The 16,118-nt window shown below is 49.3% G+C and carries 17 protein-coding genes; 10 read left to right on the top strand and 7 right to left on the bottom strand.

Annotated elements, in window-relative coordinates:
* Positions 1–94 precede the first annotated feature (94 nt).
* From IC229_RS18775 to IC229_RS18760, 4 genes are all read left to right on the top strand, one after another.
* Positions 95–601, top strand: coding sequence for a (2Fe-2S)-binding protein (locus IC229_RS18775; RefSeq protein ID WP_190888545.1), 507 nt, complete (start codon positions 95–97; stop codon positions 599–601).
* Positions 598–2,787, top strand: coding sequence for a xanthine dehydrogenase family protein molybdopterin-binding subunit (locus tag IC229_RS18770; RefSeq protein WP_190888544.1), 2,190 nt, complete (start codon positions 598–600; stop codon positions 2,785–2,787). Before IC229_RS18775 ends, IC229_RS18770 begins: the two co-directional genes overlap by 4 nt.
* A 67-nt stretch (positions 2,788–2,854) precedes the next feature.
* Positions 2,855–4,015: an XdhC family protein gene (locus IC229_RS18765; protein ID WP_190888543.1), complete on the top strand. Its 1,161-nt coding sequence runs from the start codon at positions 2,855–2,857 to the stop codon at positions 4,013–4,015.
* 4 nt (positions 4,016–4,019) lie between these two features.
* Positions 4,020–4,610 (top strand): nucleotidyltransferase family protein, encoded by a 591-nt coding sequence (locus tag IC229_RS18760; RefSeq protein ID WP_190888542.1) that lies wholly within the window; start codon positions 4,020–4,022, stop codon positions 4,608–4,610.
* Between the two features lie 6 nt (positions 4,611–4,616).
* On the opposite strand, the gene IC229_RS18755 is transcribed toward IC229_RS18760, so the two are convergent.
* Positions 4,617–4,814, bottom strand: a complete 198-nt coding sequence (locus tag IC229_RS18755) for a helix-hairpin-helix domain-containing protein (protein WP_190888541.1) — start codon at positions 4,812–4,814, stop codon at positions 4,617–4,619.
* Between the two features lie 156 nt (positions 4,815–4,970).
* Here IC229_RS18755 and ruvX point away from each other — a divergent pair, with 156 nt between their 5' ends.
* From ruvX to IC229_RS18740, 3 genes are all read left to right on the top strand, one after another.
* Complete coding sequence (gene ruvX, locus IC229_RS18750) at positions 4,971–5,396, top strand: Holliday junction resolvase RuvX (RefSeq protein ID WP_190888540.1); 426 nt, start codon at positions 4,971–4,973, stop codon at positions 5,394–5,396.
* A gap of 112 nt (positions 5,397–5,508) precedes the next feature.
* Positions 5,509–6,084 (top strand): peptide deformylase, encoded by a 576-nt coding sequence (gene def, locus IC229_RS18745; RefSeq protein WP_190888539.1) that lies wholly within the window; start codon positions 5,509–5,511, stop codon positions 6,082–6,084.
* A 67-nt stretch (positions 6,085–6,151) separates the two neighbouring features.
* A complete protein-coding gene (locus IC229_RS18740; RefSeq protein WP_190888538.1) occupies positions 6,152–6,937 on the top strand; it encodes an amidohydrolase in 786 nt (261 codons plus the stop codon).
* Here IC229_RS18740 and IC229_RS18735 read toward each other — a convergent pair.
* Entirely contained in the window at positions 6,921–7,622 is a 702-nt protein-coding gene (locus IC229_RS18735) for an HAD family hydrolase (protein WP_190888537.1), read from the bottom strand. The two genes, IC229_RS18740 and IC229_RS18735, sit on opposite strands and share 17 nt — an antisense overlap.
* Positions 7,623–7,791: 169 nt before the next feature.
* Here IC229_RS18735 and IC229_RS18730 point away from each other — a divergent pair, with 169 nt between their 5' ends.
* Positions 7,792–9,309 (top strand): DUF4301 family protein, encoded by a 1,518-nt coding sequence (locus IC229_RS18730; RefSeq protein WP_190888536.1) that lies wholly within the window; start codon positions 7,792–7,794, stop codon positions 9,307–9,309.
* A gap of 69 nt (positions 9,310–9,378) precedes the next feature.
* Here the strand turns inward: IC229_RS18730 and IC229_RS18725 are convergent, their stop codons facing one another.
* From IC229_RS18725 to crcB, 3 genes are all read right to left on the bottom strand, one after another.
* Complete coding sequence (locus IC229_RS18725; RefSeq protein ID WP_190888535.1) at positions 9,379–9,855, bottom strand: RrF2 family transcriptional regulator; 477 nt, start codon at positions 9,853–9,855, stop codon at positions 9,379–9,381.
* Positions 9,856–10,187: 332 nt separating this feature from the next.
* Positions 10,188–11,603, bottom strand: coding sequence for a M14 family zinc carboxypeptidase (locus tag IC229_RS18720; RefSeq protein WP_190888590.1), 1,416 nt, complete (start codon positions 11,601–11,603; stop codon positions 10,188–10,190).
* A gap of 135 nt (positions 11,604–11,738) precedes the next feature.
* Positions 11,739–12,125: a fluoride efflux transporter CrcB gene (gene crcB, locus IC229_RS18715; protein ID WP_190888534.1), complete on the bottom strand. Its 387-nt coding sequence runs from the start codon at positions 12,123–12,125 to the stop codon at positions 11,739–11,741.
* Positions 12,126–12,241: 116 nt separating this feature from the next.
* On the opposite strand from crcB, the gene IC229_RS18710 reads away from it, so the two are divergent.
* Positions 12,242–13,552: an APC family permease gene (locus tag IC229_RS18710; RefSeq protein ID WP_190888533.1), complete on the top strand. Its 1,311-nt coding sequence runs from the start codon at positions 12,242–12,244 to the stop codon at positions 13,550–13,552.
* A 107-nt stretch (positions 13,553–13,659) separates the two neighbouring features.
* A complete protein-coding gene (locus tag IC229_RS18705) occupies positions 13,660–13,944 on the top strand; it encodes a hypothetical protein (RefSeq protein ID WP_190888532.1) in 285 nt (94 codons plus the stop codon).
* Between the two features lie 58 nt (positions 13,945–14,002).
* On the opposite strand, the gene IC229_RS18700 is transcribed toward IC229_RS18705, so the two are convergent.
* Positions 14,003–14,572 carry an LOG family protein gene (locus IC229_RS18700; protein WP_190888531.1) on the bottom strand — a complete coding sequence of 190 codons (570 nt, stop codon included), beginning with the start codon at positions 14,570–14,572 and terminating at the stop codon, positions 14,003–14,005.
* A gap of 144 nt (positions 14,573–14,716) precedes the next feature.
* Positions 14,717–16,081: a UDP-N-acetylmuramate--L-alanine ligase gene (locus IC229_RS18695; protein ID WP_190888530.1), complete on the bottom strand. Its 1,365-nt coding sequence runs from the start codon at positions 16,079–16,081 to the stop codon at positions 14,717–14,719.
* Positions 16,082–16,118 lie beyond the last annotated feature (37 nt).

Here is a 16,118-nt window from a genome sequence, read left to right as displayed (position 1 = left end):
ATGACAAAAAACGAAACAAACCCCAAAGCCGTCCATGTAAAAGATAAACAGGTACATACTAAATTTCGTAACTTGGCTATTCTTCTTTAAACCTATGGCAGCTATAAAATTGACCATCAACAACCAGTCACACGCCCTGGACGTTGATCCTGACATGCCCTTGCTTTGGGCCATTCGCGACGTAGTGGGCCTGACCGGCACCAAATTCGGCTGTGGTATCGCACAATGCGGAGCCTGTACAGTTCATCTGGCGGGTACGCCCACGCGCTCTTGCAGCATTCCGGTATCGGCAGTGGCTGGTCAGAAGATTACGACCATCGAAGGCATTTCGAAAAACGGCGATCACCCCATTCAGAAAGCCTGGATTGAGCACCAGGTTCCGCAATGTGGGTATTGCCAGTCCGGCCAGATTATGTCAGCAGTAGCGTTGCTAAAGCAAACACCAAAACCGACTGACGAAGATATTGATACCGCCATGCAGGGAAATATTTGCCGCTGTGGCACGTACAATCGAATCCGTCAGGCCATCCATACGGCCGCTTCCGAGATGTCAACCGCGCCTAAAGTGCCTAAAACCACACCTAAAATCGGTAAGCGATGAGCCAAAAACCTACTCAGAATACCGAAAAAACGACGCGTCGGGATTTCCTGAAAACAATCGGCCTGACCAGTACTACGTTGGCGCTGGGTTTTCCATCGACCGAGATTCTGGCCAGTCCCGTTCTGAATCTCAGCGCTCTTCCCGAAACGGTTGAACTAACACCTTACGTACTGATCGAGAAAACGGGACGTATTACGTTGATGAACCCTCGTCCTGAAATTGGGCAGGGAACGTATCAGTCGGTTCCGGCACTCATTGCCGAAGAACTGGAAGTCTCCCTTGACAAAGTCATTATCAAACAAACCGGCGGTGAAAAAAAGTTTGGCGAAATGTGGTCGCAGGCGGTGGGTGGAAGCGGTTCGATCCGGGGCGGCTACAAGCAAATGCGCAAAGTCGGTGCATCGGCTCGCGAAATGCTCATCAAAGCCGCCAGCGATCAATGGAACGTACCGGTTGAGGAATGTTTCGCCGAAAATGCGACCGTTGTCCATAAACCGAGCGGCAGGAAACTAAACTATGGCCAACTGGCTGAAACGGCAGCCAAACTCCCGGTTCCAAAAGAGCCGAAACTGAAAGATCCGACTCAATTTAAGATTCTGGGCAAATCGATACCCCGTCCCGACGTACCGCCCAAGGTAACGGGTCAGGCGCAGTTTGGTATCGACGCCAAGGTTCCCGGTATGGTGTATGCATCCATCGAGCGTTGCCCGGTTATTGGTAGTAAGCTGGCCAGTTTCGATGCTACGTCGGCCATGAAGGTAAAAGGCGTGCAGAAAGTCGTTAAAGTGGAACGTATCGTTGGGAAAAATCACTACGAAGGCGTCGCCGTAATTGCCGACAATTACTGGGCAGCCAACAAAGGCCGTAAAGCGCTGACCGTTAAGTGGGACCATCAGAAACACGATACGTTCAACACCGCCGAATACGAAAAACAACTCCGCGAGCTAGCGAAAAACGAGGGCGTAGTTGGCCATAACGCTGGTGATTTCGATAAAACGTTTGCCGATGCACCAACCAAACTCGAAGCCTTTTACGAAACGCCTATCGTCAGCCATTCGACTATGGAGCCGATGAACGCTACGGCTTATTACAAACCCGATGGCAAAGTCGAACTCTGGCTATCAACACAAGGGGGCGATTTAACGAAAGATGCGGTAGCTAAAGCACTGAAAATTCCAGCCGACAACGTAACGGTACACGTACTATTTAACGGCGGTGGATTCGGTCGGCGGCTCGCGCAGGATTTTGCGACGGAAGCTACGTTGCTCTCGAAAACCATTGGCAAACCCGTCAAAGTCGTCTGGACGCGCGAAGACGATACACGTCTTGGGCCCTTCCGCCCGATGACGTTCTCAGCCATGCGCGGGGCACTTGCCGCCGACGGAAAAGCTGTTGCGTTTCAGCACAAAGTTATTTCGCCTTCTATCGATGCGACGATGGAGGAGAAATACGACAAAACTAAGCCCGACGGTACCATGCTGGAAGGCACTGGCGAACAGAAATACGAAATTCCGAACCTCAACACGCGCTACGTTCACGCGGATATGCACATTCCGCTAACATACTGGCGATCAGTAACTAGTTCGACGGTAGCGTTTGCGCACGAGTGTTTTCTGGACGAAATGGCGCACAAAGCCGGGCAAGACTCGATGGCGTTCCGGTTAAGCATGCTCACGAAAGAAACTGATGCCAAACGGGTTCTCGCCAAGCTAAAAGAAGTCTCGGACTGGGATAAACCGCTGCCCGCTGGAAAAGGTCGGGGGGTGGCTCAGTGGGAGTTTTTTGCGGGACTGGCCGGTCAGGTAGTCGAAGTGTCGAAAAACAACGCCGGAGGTATTACGGTTGATAAGGTCTACTGTGTGATTGACCTCGGTACGGTAGTCAATCCGGACACGGTAAAAGCACAGGTCGAAGGGGCTATTGCGATGGCATTGACGGCAGCAACGAAAGATGGTATTACGTTCGAGCAGGGGCAGGCCAAGCAAGCCAACTTCGACGCGAACCGAATGCTACGTATCAACGAAATGCCAAAGGTCGAGGTCCACATTCTGGCCGAAGGTGGACCAACGATCAAAGGTGTCGGTGAGCCGGGACTTCCGCCGTTGGCTCCTGCTTTAGCCAATGCCGTTTTTGCCGCCACCGGCAAACGCATCCGTCGACTACCGTTTGATTTAGAAAAAGTGTAACTGTATAATTTACGGGTTTGTAACGCGGACAAGATGTTCGCGTTACAAACCCGTAAATTCATGAATTATGAAAGAAATTAGCCGCATTGTCGACGTTTTTGAGCAGATTGACTTTACGCAACGGAAAGCTGCACTGGCAACCGTTGTATGGGTCGAAGGGTCGTCGTACCGGCGGCCGGGTGCCCGTATGCTCATCACCGACGACGGTCGCTGGGAAGGAGCTATCAGTGGCGGCTGTCTGGAAGGCGATGCGTTGCGAAAAGCTCGTCAGGTCATGCTTGACGGCCAGCCGATTGTCGTTACGTATGACACGATGGACGATGGTGCCAACAGTTTCGGTGTTGGGCTAGGCTGCAACGGCATCATTGACGTATTAATCGAACCCATTGATCCCACAAGTTCAGAAAACCCCGTTACGTTGCTGAAAGAGTTCACCAGCAAGCGCGACGTTCGGGCGCTGGCAACGGTGCTCAAAAGTGATAATGAAGGCTTAACGCCAGGAAATCGATTTCTACTAACGGAAGCCGCCGAACCCCTACCCGACTGGCTGGCCGACGATATGCAGGACGTTTTTCAGGTTGGGAAACCGCTGACAAAAACGTATTGGGTGAATTCGGGAACCGTTGAAATCTTTATCGAACGTATCGACCCGGGCATTGAACTGATTATTTTTGGCGCAGGCTACGACGTAATACCCGTTGCTAAACTCGCTCGTGAACTGGGCTGGCAGGTGACCGTCACCGACGACTGCATTGCCCATTTATCGCCCAAACGTTTTCCAGTTGCCACCTGCGTACTCTATTCTGATCGTGACGTAGTGATCGACAAATTGACCATTACCAACCGAACGGCTGCCGTATTGATGTCGCATAATTTCAATTACGACCGGGCCGTCTTGCAGGCGTTGCTGGCGACTGAAACGCCCTATATCGGGATGCTTGGCCCTGGAAAGCGTTTCGAAAAAATGCAGGCTGAATTCGAAAAAGATGGCCTTACGTTCTCGGAAGTGCAATTGGCACGGGTTCACGCTCCTATCGGTCTGGATTTAGGTGCCGAAACGCCCGATGAAATTGCGTTGTCGATTGTGGCGGAGATAAAAGCTTTTTTTGCCAAAGGCAGGGGCGGTTTTCTGAAGCACAAACCGGGGCCAATCCACGAGCGTCTTTCCGGCAACGTACCAAATCACAGCCGCGCTTCTGAAACGATTGACGCCGGAGCGGCCAATTGAACCCATGCGCATTGCTACCCTCATATTAGCCGCCGGGAGCTCGAGCCGGTTGGGTGGTACACCCAAGCAGTTACTCCAATCAGAAGGCAAAACTTTACTCCGACGTATCACTGAGGCTGCCCTTTCGCTAGAAATCGGCCCGGTCGTTATTGTATTGGGTGCCAACCGCGAACAGCTCCAGTCAGAACTTTCTGATTTGCTGGTGCTTACATCGGTTAATGAGGATTGGCAGGAAGGCATCGCATCTTCGCTACGTAGTGGCTTAGGACTAATAGCGACAGAATCTCTCGACGGATTTCTGGTCGTGCTAACCGACCAACCCTACATTACGACCGACTTGCTACGCCAGTTAATCACTACGTATCAACAATCCGGCAAAGGCATTGTGGCCTGTCGTTACGGAGAAGCGAATCATCTGGGTGTTCCTGCCCTGTTTAGCCTAAAATACAAAGCTGATTTTATAAATTTATCGGGCGATATCGGAGCGCGGAAACTCATTCAGCACTACGTTGACGATTGTGCGGACGTAGCATTTCCGCTGGCCTCCGTTGATTTAGATACTTGGGAGGACGTAGCAAAATGGCAGGGACGATAATGTGGCTTACTTCTGAGCGAAATCCAGCCCATTTTCAATCAAAATCGGCTTAAGGATATGTATCGATTTGGGGCCAACACCATGAAGTTTCAGAAATTCTGACTCGCTGAGTTCGGCCACTTGTTCCAGCGTCTGAATGCCAGTATGTGCCAACGCTCTCTGCGCTGGCTGCGATAATACATCGAATGGGTGTTCTTTTTTCATCAAATTAGCGAGTTAGTGTAACCAAATTTACGACGTCGCTTCCGAACAAAAGAGTTCGCTTTGCGTCAACGTAGCGGTGTATTTGCGCCATAATAGCTTTCCACGACCCTATGCCCCTTGCCCCATGCCCTATGCCTTCGTACCTTTGTTACCGAAATGGCAAGACTTTTAGCAATCGACTACGGCGCCAAACGTACTGGAATTGCCGTTACTGACCCTTTGCAACTCATTGCGTCGGCGTTGGAAACGGTAACTTCGCACGAGGTACTGAAATTTCTCAAGGCCTACGTGCAGCGCGAACCTGTAGAAAAGTTTGTGGTTGGCTTGCCGAAAGGACTGGATGGTAATGACACCGATAATACGGCCCGCGTTCGGAAGTTTGTGACGCACCTGGAACAGGCGTTTCCCGACATTCCGGTTCACTGGCACGACGAACGGTTCACATCGGTTATGGCATTACAAGCCATGATTGCCGGTGGAAGCACCAAAAAAGACCGACGCGAAAAAGGTAACATCGACAAAGTCAGTGCCGCCATCATCCTTCAATCGTATATGGAAAGCAAATTTCTGAACCGGGATTGAGCAGATTGATGGATTTTCAGGATTTTGTTTTCGCTTCTTTGAAGCGCTCAATCAATTAACAAAATCGTGTAAATCCTTAAATCCGTTAAATCCCGGTTCAGACATACTACTTATGATTCTCCCAATAATAGCCTACGGCGACCCGGTGCTGCGAAAGCGCGCCAAAGACATTGAACCCGGCAGCATCGACGTGAAAGCGTTGAGCGACAATATGTTCGAAACGATGTATGCGGCATCGGGTGTGGGCCTGGCTGGTCCACAGATCGGGCAAAGTATTCGCATTTTTGTGGTCGATGGTGAGCCGCTGAACGACGATGAGCCGGAAGAGGAAATTGATAAAAGTTTGATTGGCTTCAAAAAAGTGTTCATCAACCCCGAAATCATTGAAGAAGCGGGCGACGACTGGGGATTCGAAGAAGGTTGTCTGAGCATTCCGGGCATCCGGGGCGAAGTGTTTCGGCCAGAAATTGTCGTGATACGTTATTTCGACACCGACTGGAATGAACACGAAGAGGAATACGAAGGGATGGCGGCACGTATCATCCAGCATGAATACGACCACCTCGACGGTAAACTCTTTACCGATTACCTGCCCCCGCTACGTCGAACGCTCATCAAGAAAAAGCTGTCCGAAATTTCAAAAGGCAAAACCGACGCCGAGTACAAAATGAAGTTTCCAAGTAAATAGCATAGGGCGTTGGGCATAGGGTTATTTAGCCTTGGCCCCATGCCCAGCACCCTATGTTCCAACCCCCATGCGTATTACCCTCCTCCAGGCAAACTTATATTGGCACGACCCGGTCGCGAATCGGGCGATGCTGGAGGAGCGTATCTTTAATTTGCCCGAGCCAACCGATCTGATTGTGCTTCCCGAAATGTTTACGACGGGTTTCACGATGGAAGCCAGCAACGTAGCAGAACCCATGAATCTCACTACGTTCCGGTGGTTGAAACAGATGGCAGCCCAAACGGGAGCTGTGATCACTGGAAGCTACGTAGCAAAGGAAGGCGGCAAATACTTTAACCGGCTCATCTGGATGCAGCCCGACGGGCAATTCGATACGTACGATAAACGCCATCTGTTTCGCATGGCGGGCGAAGATGGAATTTATACGGCCGGTACACGTCGAATTATTAAGGAATGGAAAGGCTGGCGCATTTGCCCACTCATTTGTTATGACCTCCGCTTTCCGATCTGGAGCCGTAACCGAATGCCAGAATCGACCGATTTTGCCTATGATCTGCTGCTCTACGTAGCCAACTGGCCTGCCGCCCGACGTAACGCCTGGAACACCTTATTGCAAGCACGCGCCATCGAAAATCTCAGCTACGTAGTGGGCGTCAATCGCGTTGGTACCGACGGGAACGGGCATCCATATTCCGGTGATTCAGCTATTATCGACTACAAAGGCGACGTAGTATTTCGGCATTCCGATACCGAAATCATTCATCAGCAGACGCTCTCGCTGGATGAGCTACGTTCGTTCCGGGAGAAATTTCCGGCTAATCTGGATGCCGATACGTTTACGCTTGCTCTGTAATCTTCCCAAATAACCCCAGCAATTCGCGCGCACTCGCCAACGTAGTGAACGACTTACCAACCAGCTGCTCATCGGCTACGCGCTCGTGAATCCACGTAACGTCATACGGAATGTGGATAGCTCGCCCGCCAATGTGGACAACAGGTAATATATCGGATTTGAGCGAGTTGCCAATCATGATGAAATCGGCAGGCTGCACGCGATATCTTTCCAAAACCCGCTGGTACGCTTGCTCATTTTTTTCGCTCACAATTTCAACGTGCTTGAAATAACGCCCCAGTCCCGAACGGGCGATTTTGCTTTCCTGATCGAACAGATCGCCTTTAGTGAGCACCATTAAATCGAAATCCTTTGAAAGCGTTTCCAGCACTTCCGGAATGCCGTCCAGTACGTCGATCGGGAAATCGAGCAGGCGTCGGCTTACATTAATAATCTGCTGAATTTCAGCGCCAGTAATGGCACCGTTCGTCAATTCAATGGCCGTCTCGATCATCGACAGCATAAAACTCTTGGCACCGTAACCGAACAGATGCAGATTTCGCATCTGGGCGTCGTAAAATCGCTCGCTCAGTACGTCCTGACCAACGTAGTGCGCCAGTAATTCACACAGTTTTTCCTTAACATCTACGTAGTTTGGCTCGTTTACCCAGAGCGTATCATCGGCATCGAAAGCTATCAATTTCATAACAACAAAACAGGCAAGTATGAAACGGCAAAGGTAAGGGGCGTATTCGTAAAGAGACGCGCAGAAAAATAGACATTTAAGAAGTTCATTTTGCAATAATTTGATTTGCGTCCTATTCTCGAAATCCGCAATTTGCCGCCCGTTCGTCACGTATTTCCATTTTATCCATATGCAGTTCACGGAACTAGACCAGGATCAGATTCTGAAACAGGGCGTATCGCTCGACCAGATTGACCAACAGATACAGCATTTCATTCAGGGATTTCCCTACCTCCATGTTATTAAAGCGGCTACCATTGTCGATGGCATTATTCGCGTGGAAGAAAGCCAGTTATCGGATTATATCCACCGCTTTGACCATGCCGCTCACGAGCGCGATCTGGTGAAGTTCGTACCCGCATCGGGAGCCGCTACGCGCATGTTCAAATCGTTGTTTTCGGCACTGGATGGTAAGTCGGATAAATCAGTCGATGAGGTATTTGCGCGAATCGAGGACTTTGCGTTTTACGAAGATTTGAAAGCAGCCATGGCGGCAAACGGTCAGGATTTAGACAAAGCCGTTAAAGACAACGATCGACAAACCGTGCTACGCTTCCTATTGACCGACGAAGGACTGGACTACGGCAGTTTGCCCAAAGGTTTGCTCAAATTTCACAATTACGCCGATGGGCCACGCACGCCGGTAGAAGAGCATCTGGTAGAAGGAGCGGCCTACGCCAACTCGGATGGCCTGGTGAAAATTCATTTTACGGTTTCGCCCGAACACCGCAGCCGTTTTGAACAACTCATCGACGAACAGAAAGCCGATTACGAAGCCTGGCTCGGTGTTACGTTCGATATTAGCTTTTCGGAACAGAAGAAATCGACGGATACCATTTCGGTAAATCTGGACAATTCGCCATTTCGAAATTCGGATAACTCACTGCTATTCAGACCCGCAGGACACGGCGCACTGATTGAAAATCTGAACGACATCGACGCGGATATTGTGTTCATCAAGAATATCGACAACGTAGTACCTGACGAAATTAAAGAGCAGACTGTTACGTATAAAAAAGTGTTGGCAGCTGTCCTGCTCGATGCACAGAAGCAGATTTCCCGCTTGCAGGATTTGTTGGCAGGCGACGATGTGAGCGACGGCTATCTTGCCGAAGCCGACGAACTCTTACGAACGAAACTGTTCACTTTACCGCCCGACGGTTTTGATGCGCTCTCGAAAACCGAAAAACTGGACTATTTCCGCAGAAAATTAAACCGGCCAGTACGTGTCTGCGGTATGGTGAAAAACGTTGGCGAACCCGGTGGTGGACCGTTCTGGGCTCAAAATCAGGATGGATCAGTGTCGCTGCAAGTGGTGGAATCGGCGCAGATTGACATGAACGATGCAAGCCAGAAAGCGATTTTTGACGAAGCTACGCACTTCAATCCTGTTGATCTGGTCTGTGGTCTGAGAGATCGAGATGGACAGAAATACGACCTGCCCGCTTACCGCGATCCGCAAACGGGCTTCATCACGGCAAAATCGAAAGACGGAAAAGAGTTGAAAGCGCAGGAGTTACCCGGTCTCTGGAACGGTGCTATGGCCGACTGGAACACCATGTTTGTGGAAGTACCGCTCATTACGTTCAACCCGGTGAAAACCGTCAACGATCTGCTACGTAAAGAGCACCAACCGGGGGAAGAATAAAGGAACTTATAAACCGGTCCGCCGTAGCGGTTGAAGAATCCGCTACGGCGGACCGGTTTATAAGTTCCACTAAGCCGTCAGCCTTGAAGAATCCGCTACGTTCGCGAGAGGAATCTCTTTGGTCTGCATAGATTCGGAATTTTGGAATGTTACCAGTGACGTATTCTCATATACGCTCAGGTTTGCATCACGAACTCGCTCCATGATCGGACGTAGCGCGCAGGTTACTTCATCGTCGCAATCGTCGCATTTGACGTAGAAATTAAAAGATACACAAGGAGTTGGCGCAATAGGCCCATCAATGACCCGCAATACCTGCGCCAGGTTCACCCTTGCAGGATCGACACGTAGCAGATAACCGCCACCCTTCCCTTTCTGGCTTTGTAAAATGCCATGGTTACGAAGTTCCAGAAGAATGGCTTCCAGGAATTTTTTGGGAATGTGTTCTTTGGCAGATATGTACGAAATCAGAACAGGACCTTTTCCGTATTCTTCGGTCAATACCTTGAGGGCTTTAATAGCATATTTTGCTTTCTTGGAAATCATAGTTACGGGAACTGAAAGGATTATTAGGGAGAATGAAAACTCGCACATATTTGAGTATAAATCCCTAGAATTGCCAAGTTAATAAGTCCTTAGCACTCAATCAAGAATCTAAACTCCTTGAAAAAAAATGTGTACAATTTAGAAACGATCTTACTGGTTAAGTAGTGGCTAGCGCAAATTTACTGCCGAACATCTATTTATTCCCTAAAAGTTCATGGATTTAGTCGAGTAGTAAGAATAACGAAGGAATTCACCTAATGCCTGAGGAAAACCATAATTCTGAGCCAATACATTTGGAGTTCCTGCCACGTTATACGAATCCGTTGTTAGCCTTAATCAATAATTCCGTTCTGAACTCGTTCAGGCTTCTCTTCCCAAAAACCATTGACAAACCGATACTGAACCTGATTTCCATTTTTAAGTAAAAACGTAGGAATTTGCTCTAGTTCGAGAGGTTGTGCCGGTAAGTTACCTTCGTGCAATACGTGTATTGACTGAGAAGGGAAAACGCCTTGCTGAGCTTTTTTGACCTTAAAGGCAAGCACTCCGTTTTGGCGAAGATTTGGCAAATCCAGTTTAGACAACTCCGCTACCGAATCAAGCGTATCGGGATGGATGGTAGCCGGTATGAGTGTCAGTCCTGTAGCATCGATTTCGTCTATCCCAAAAAAAGTGGACAGATCGCCAATGTCTTCAATGGCACTTCTATAATGAAATGAGCGGGCCGATTTGTCACTCACTTCATGGTGATTTATACCTATGTCGACTCGAACCGGATGACCATCACGCATGGTGGTAGCATTTCGAATTAATACGTCGAATAAAGCGCGTCCATTTTCTGGAATCGTCGGATAATCAGCCATGTTCTCCTGTTTATACGAACCATCGGCTATGGATTTCAGGGCTGTCAGAATAGCGACGAAATTTAACCGACGAATCGTCATTTTTTCAGAGTCGCCTTTGAATCCGCCCGATTCGATCAGAATCAACGTAGTACCCCACTTCTGAATGTTATCGCCGAACGCACGGGGTTCAAATTCATCATCGTAGCGAGCGACCTGACCGGGTATAAACTGTTGCAAAACGCGGTTCATTCCCACAATCAACTGCATCGACCGCTGCCGAACATCGTTCACGTTACGTTCTTCATCGTAGGCCGTAGCCAGAAATGAGACTACGGCTTGTTTACCGGTTTTTGCCACGCTATACCGCGGATTCTGGTCGTGCAGATTGAAACCAACCAGCGGTTTCAGGGTTTGTTGCAGGTGTTTCAGCAAGGCTCCTTCAGGCGTTTGCAAACGTAACGCATCGCGATTCATGTCGATGTCGGTAGCGGTACGTCGCTGGAAACGCTCGGCTCCGTCGGGATTGAGCATCGGCACAAAATAGATGGACGTATTGGTCAGGATGGTTTGCCGCAGCGCATCGAAACCGTCGTTTTTAGCTTGCAGGAAATTGAAAATATCGAACATCGCCATCGTTGCCGTGGCCTCATCGCCGTGCATCTGGCTCCAGAGCAATACGTTCGTAGCGCCGGTTCCGGCTTTCACCTGATAAATAGCCCGTTTTTCCAGCGATTCACCTGCCTGACTAACTGATAATGGCCCACTCAAACGGTGGATCAGCGGGACAATATCGTTATGCTTGAACCGACGGTGATTCAGCGTCTTTTCCTTGAACGTATCGTGGGCATCATGTAATCGACGAGATAGTTCTAAATCCTGGGCTTGTAAGTTCGTAACAGCCATTCGTAACAGAAAAAATAAAGTCAGAAGCGCAGATTGCCGGGTCGTATAAACCGATAGAAACAGACGTATTGGCTTACGTTCAGCCAATTGCTGAGTCAGACCAGCGAGCGGTTCAATCTGCATAGTTATTTGTTTTTATAGTTTTTGACCCAGCCAAAGTCCCGCCACCGAAGCCAGCAGACACAGCACTACGTTTAAACCAATGTTGAGCAAAGCGGCTCCGGTACGTCCATTTTGCAATAGAGCTACGGTATCGTAACTGAAACTCGAAAACGTACTGAGCCCTCCGCAGAAACCAACGCCTATCAATAAACGAGCGGCCTCATCCTGTCGATACGTTGCCCAACTGACCACCGCACCAAGGATAAAGCTGGCTACTACGTTCACGAAAAGAATGGCATTCGGAAAAGGCGACCCCGTTAGCGTAGCCGGTACGTAGCGACCCGCAACGTAGCGCAGCAGGCTCCCAACTCCTCCGCCCATAAAAATCAATACGTATGGGTGTGTCAGCAACAGTCTCATGCCGACAAACTTACAAAAAATCAGTCACGAAGGTCGTTTTAGCGTCCTGTGCTACGTTGAACAGACAACTTTTCGCTATCATTGTAGGATTCCCCTCCGTTCACTTTTTCTCTACTATGGCTCAAAATCAGCTAAAAAAACTATTAGGTGTTGGTTTCGGCATAGCGGTTACGATTGGCGGCACTATTGGCACCGGTATTCTGCGAAAACCTGGCCCAATAACGCAGGACATCGGCGACCCGACACTGATTATTGCTGTCTGGCTGGCAGTTGGTCTTTACGCGCTGGCCGGGTCGCTGTCGGTGATGGAGTTGGGAACCATGCTGCCTAAGGCGGGGGCCTGGTACGTGTATACGCGCCGGGCGTTTGGCGATTATGCGGGCTTCGTAATCGGCATCAGTAGCTGGCTGGGGAGCGTATCGGCGATGGCGTTTGGGGCCGCTGTCATGAGCGAATACACCAGTTTGCTTTTCCCTTCGCTGGAAACGTACCAGAAATTTGTGGCTATTGGTATTCTCGCGGCTTTTGTGGCGTTTCACTCGGTGGGAGTTATGCTGGCCAGCCGGGCGCAGGAAGTGATGAGTTTACTGAAAGCGGTGGGACTGTTGGCATTTGTCATCGTTTGTTTTACAGTAAGTCCAGAGAAATCGGCTTCTCCCTCAGTCAGCGACATTCGTCCGTTGGCAGAAGGTGGTGTCTGGCTAGGTATTCTGGCAGCTTTACAATCTATCTTTTACACCTATGATGGCTGGCACACAGCCGCTTATTTTACCGAAGAAGACGTAAATCCCAGCCGAAATCTGCCCCGCTCGATGATAACCGGTGTCCTACTGATTATTGGTATCTACGTACTAGTGAATCTGGCCCTGCTCTACGTACTGCCGGTTTCGACGCTGGCGGGTTCGAAGCTGGCGGCTGCCGATGCCATTCAATACCTGTTTGGGCCGGGCAGTGCGCAGGTTGTTACGTTCCTGCTGATGATTTCGATTATGGGTATCATCAATGCCCAGATTATGTTCAATCCGCGCGTCATTTTTGCGATGGGGCGCGATGGTCTGTTTTTTCCCTTCGTCACGCACGTAAACGCGGGTGGTACGCCTACCTACGCTACTGCGCTGACAGCCATCGCGTCGGTGCTGATGATTCTGACCAATACGTATGGCAAACTCTCCGATATTGCTACGTTCTTTTTCGTGCTTTGTTACGCATCGGGGTTTGCTTCCCTAATACGTCTGCGTAAATCCGAGCCCGAACTTCCGCGACCGGTACGTGCCTGGGGCTACCCATTCTCGACCTGGACACTGCTTATTATGTCGCTGGCGTTTTTGATCGGCGTTGTCATCGGCGATTTTTCCAGTAGTCTATACGCCATTGCGTTCATCGCGATTAGCTACCCGATTTATTTGACCATTAGACAACGCGGGTAGAAACCTGTTGACATTTTGCTGCCGTTCACCTGATTAGGTTGGATTTATAGTTACCTGCGATGCGTAAAAAAATGTATTTTCAGCTTCACTGAACCAACTTGATTTGTATGATTATCTTACGAATTGAACACAAAATTGCCCATTGTGACGGCTGGAAAAAGGCTTTTGATAGTGATCCTATTGGTAGAAAGAAGATGGGCGTTAAAAAGTATCGGATTTACCAGCCGGTAAATGATTCCCAATTCGTGATCATCGATCTTGAATTTGAACAACTGGAGCAGGCACAGGCAGCTTTGGTGGCGCTACAGGGTATGTGGAAAGGAGTTGATGGAACATTAATTCTCAATCCGCACACGCAATTATTAGTGATACGTGAAAACAAACAGGTCTAGGTCAGGTCACTACGTTGTTTCATGAATCAATACGGCAGCCGGCCGTATCATTTCATTTTCATTCCAACGACTCCATTTCACCACCATTCCAGAAAGCACTTATTTGTTCCAGCGCTTCATCAACCGATTCGGCTACGATAAGCAATTCACGGTTTTGGGGTTTAAGAAATCCATCGTCCACCATCCGGTCGAGTTGCTGAATCATCAGGTCGTAGAAGCCGTTGATATTGATGATGGCGATTGGGCCTTCGTAAATTTTTAGTTGCCGCCAGGCCAGAATTTCAAACAATTCATCGAGTGTGCCGTAGCCGCCGGGCAGGGCAATCACTCCTTTAGCCAACTGTACCATCTTGTATTTCCGCTCGTGCATGGTTTCCACAAAATGCAGCTCGGACAGTGTTTTGTGGGCCACTTCGAGATCGGCCAGAAAATTGGGGATGACACCCGTTACTTCGCCACCGTATTGCAGCACGGCATCTGCTACGTCGCCCATAAGGCCGAAGCCGCCACCACCGTAAATCAGACGGATACCCTGAGCCGCCATCTTTTTGCCAAGCTCCAGCGCGACTTCATTATAAAGGGGGTTCGTTCCGGGGCTGGAACCGCAATAAACAACTATACTTTGCATGATTTTTTAGCGAATGTAATTATCCTTTTTATAAGGGTTTTGTCCTGCTGAGGCACGAAGCATCTTAACGTATCATCACTCACAGGTAAGGATATGTTAAGATGCTTCGTGCCTCAGCAGGACAAAAATGCTCATTGACATGTTTTATACCAATTGACGACCGACGGCCGCCAAATCGAGTCCTCCGAACGTAGCAGAACTCATAAACAGGAAACTATCGGCCTTCTCGCGTTGCTCCAGCAAATACGCCTGTAGCGCTGACGTATCAGTAAACACACGTAAATCAGACCGGCCGAACGTAGCAGCCATATGTTCAGGATTGAAGCTATCAGACGTAGCATTCGCATAAATGGTCACAGCATCAGCAGCTTTCAGGCTGTCTTTATACTCTTCCAGGAAATCGCTGTTCGCTACATCGGAAGCTGATAATTCCAGCACAGCAAACAATTTCTGAGCCGGATATTGAGCTTTAACAGCCTGCGTAGCTGCTTCTACCTGTGCAGGTGCATGAGCAATGTCGCGGAAAACGATACGTTTGTCGGTGGTTCCAGCAATTTTTTCGAGCCGATTGCTCACACCACCAAAACTCGGAATGGCTTCGTAAAATTGATCTTCCGTGATGCCGATTCGGTCGCAGACTATCATGGCTCCGGCAATATTTTTCATATTGTGCTCGCCAAAAATCTGTACCGGTACCTTCTGTTTCTGTCTCGTAATCAGATACGTTTGCCCGTTGATAACTTCGCTGGGGTGAGCCTGATACGGAATTTTGGTAATATCCTCGCGCTCTTTCTGACCAATTACATCGAGCATATCGTCCGACTCATCGAAAATCAAAATACCTGCTTTCGGCATGGCTTCAGCCAGCGACTCGAACGGGTCGACATATGTTTCCCAGGTTGGATAGTAAGCCACGTGGTCCCATGATATTCCGCTGATAAGGGCAATGTGGGGCTGGTATTGCAGAAACTTCGGCCGCGTATCAATAGGCGAAGAAGGAAATTCGTCGGCTTCCAGAATGATAATCGGCGCAGCCGTTTCGTCTTTATCGTTTGTTAGACGCACGGTAGAATCGAAGCCATTTATCACGGCCCCAATTACATAATCGGCGTTACGTTGGTAGTGCGTGAGTGCGTGAAGAATCATCGCCGTAATAGTCGTTTTGCCGTGGCTACCGGCAATCACTATGCGCTGTTTATTTCGGCTCAATTGGTCGACAAACTCAGGATAGGAGTAGATAGGCAAGCCCAGTTCCTGTGCCCGAACCAACTCAGGGTTATCCGATTTGGCATGCATTCCGACAATAACGCCGTCGAGTTCAGCATGAATTTTTTCAGGAAACCAGCCCGGACTAACAGGTAGTAAGCCTTGCGCTTGCAGCCGAGTACGCGAAGGTTCGTTGATTTCGTCGTCGGAGCCGGTAATAACGTAACCTTGTTGTTGCAACGAGCGGGCGAGGTTATGCATGGCGCTACCGCCAATGGAAATAAAATGGATAGCCTGAGGCATCAGATAAACAGTAACAAATATCAGAGAACAAAAGTAG

Source organism: Spirosoma profusum, from assembly GCF_014699005.1.
GTDB classification, from domain to species: Bacteria; Bacteroidota; Bacteroidia; order Cytophagales; family Spirosomataceae; genus Spirosoma; species Spirosoma profusum.
Note: the sequence above shows the minus strand (reverse complement) of the source record. Positions and strands in the feature narration are given on the sequence as shown.

Bases quoted from the DNA above. Each gene is read 5' to 3' on its own strand.
- IC229_RS18755 (WP_190888541.1), bottom strand. From the start codon at position 4,814: ATGAAAAAAGAACACCCATTCGATGTATTATCGCAGCCAGCGCAGAGA.
- IC229_RS18775 (WP_190888545.1), top strand. From the start codon at position 95: ATGGCAGCTATAAAATTGACCATCAACAACCAGTCACACGCCCTGGAC.
- IC229_RS18735 (WP_190888537.1), bottom strand. From the start codon at position 7,622: ATGAAATTGATAGCTTTCGATGCCGATGATACGCTCTGGGTAAACGAG.
- IC229_RS18760 (WP_190888542.1), top strand. From the start codon at position 4,020: ATGCGCATTGCTACCCTCATATTAGCCGCCGGGAGCTCGAGCCGGTTG.
- IC229_RS18740 (WP_190888538.1), top strand. From the start codon at position 6,152: ATGCGTATTACCCTCCTCCAGGCAAACTTATATTGGCACGACCCGGTC.
- IC229_RS18700 (WP_190888531.1), bottom strand. From the start codon at position 14,572: ATGCAAAGTATAGTTGTTTATTGCGGTTCCAGCCCCGGAACGAACCCC.
- IC229_RS18710 (WP_190888533.1), top strand. From the start codon at position 12,242: ATGGCTCAAAATCAGCTAAAAAAACTATTAGGTGTTGGTTTCGGCATA.
- IC229_RS18730 (WP_190888536.1), top strand. From the start codon at position 7,792: ATGCAGTTCACGGAACTAGACCAGGATCAGATTCTGAAACAGGGCGTA.
- IC229_RS18765 (WP_190888543.1), top strand. From the start codon at position 2,855: ATGAAAGAAATTAGCCGCATTGTCGACGTTTTTGAGCAGATTGACTTT.
- IC229_RS18720 (WP_190888590.1), bottom strand. From the start codon at position 11,603: ATGGCTGTTACGAACTTACAAGCCCAGGATTTAGAACTATCTCGTCGA.
- IC229_RS18770 (WP_190888544.1), top strand. From the start codon at position 598: ATGAGCCAAAAACCTACTCAGAATACCGAAAAAACGACGCGTCGGGAT.
- crcB (WP_190888534.1), bottom strand. From the start codon at position 12,125: ATGAGACTGTTGCTGACACACCCATACGTATTGATTTTTATGGGCGGA.
- ruvX (WP_190888540.1), top strand. From the start codon at position 4,971: ATGGCAAGACTTTTAGCAATCGACTACGGCGCCAAACGTACTGGAATT.
- IC229_RS18705 (WP_190888532.1), top strand. From the start codon at position 13,660: ATGATTATCTTACGAATTGAACACAAAATTGCCCATTGTGACGGCTGG.
- IC229_RS18725 (WP_190888535.1), bottom strand. From the start codon at position 9,855: ATGATTTCCAAGAAAGCAAAATATGCTATTAAAGCCCTCAAGGTATTG.
- IC229_RS18695 (WP_190888530.1), bottom strand. From the start codon at position 16,081: ATGCCTCAGGCTATCCATTTTATTTCCATTGGCGGTAGCGCCATGCAT.
- def (WP_190888539.1), top strand. From the start codon at position 5,509: ATGATTCTCCCAATAATAGCCTACGGCGACCCGGTGCTGCGAAAGCGC.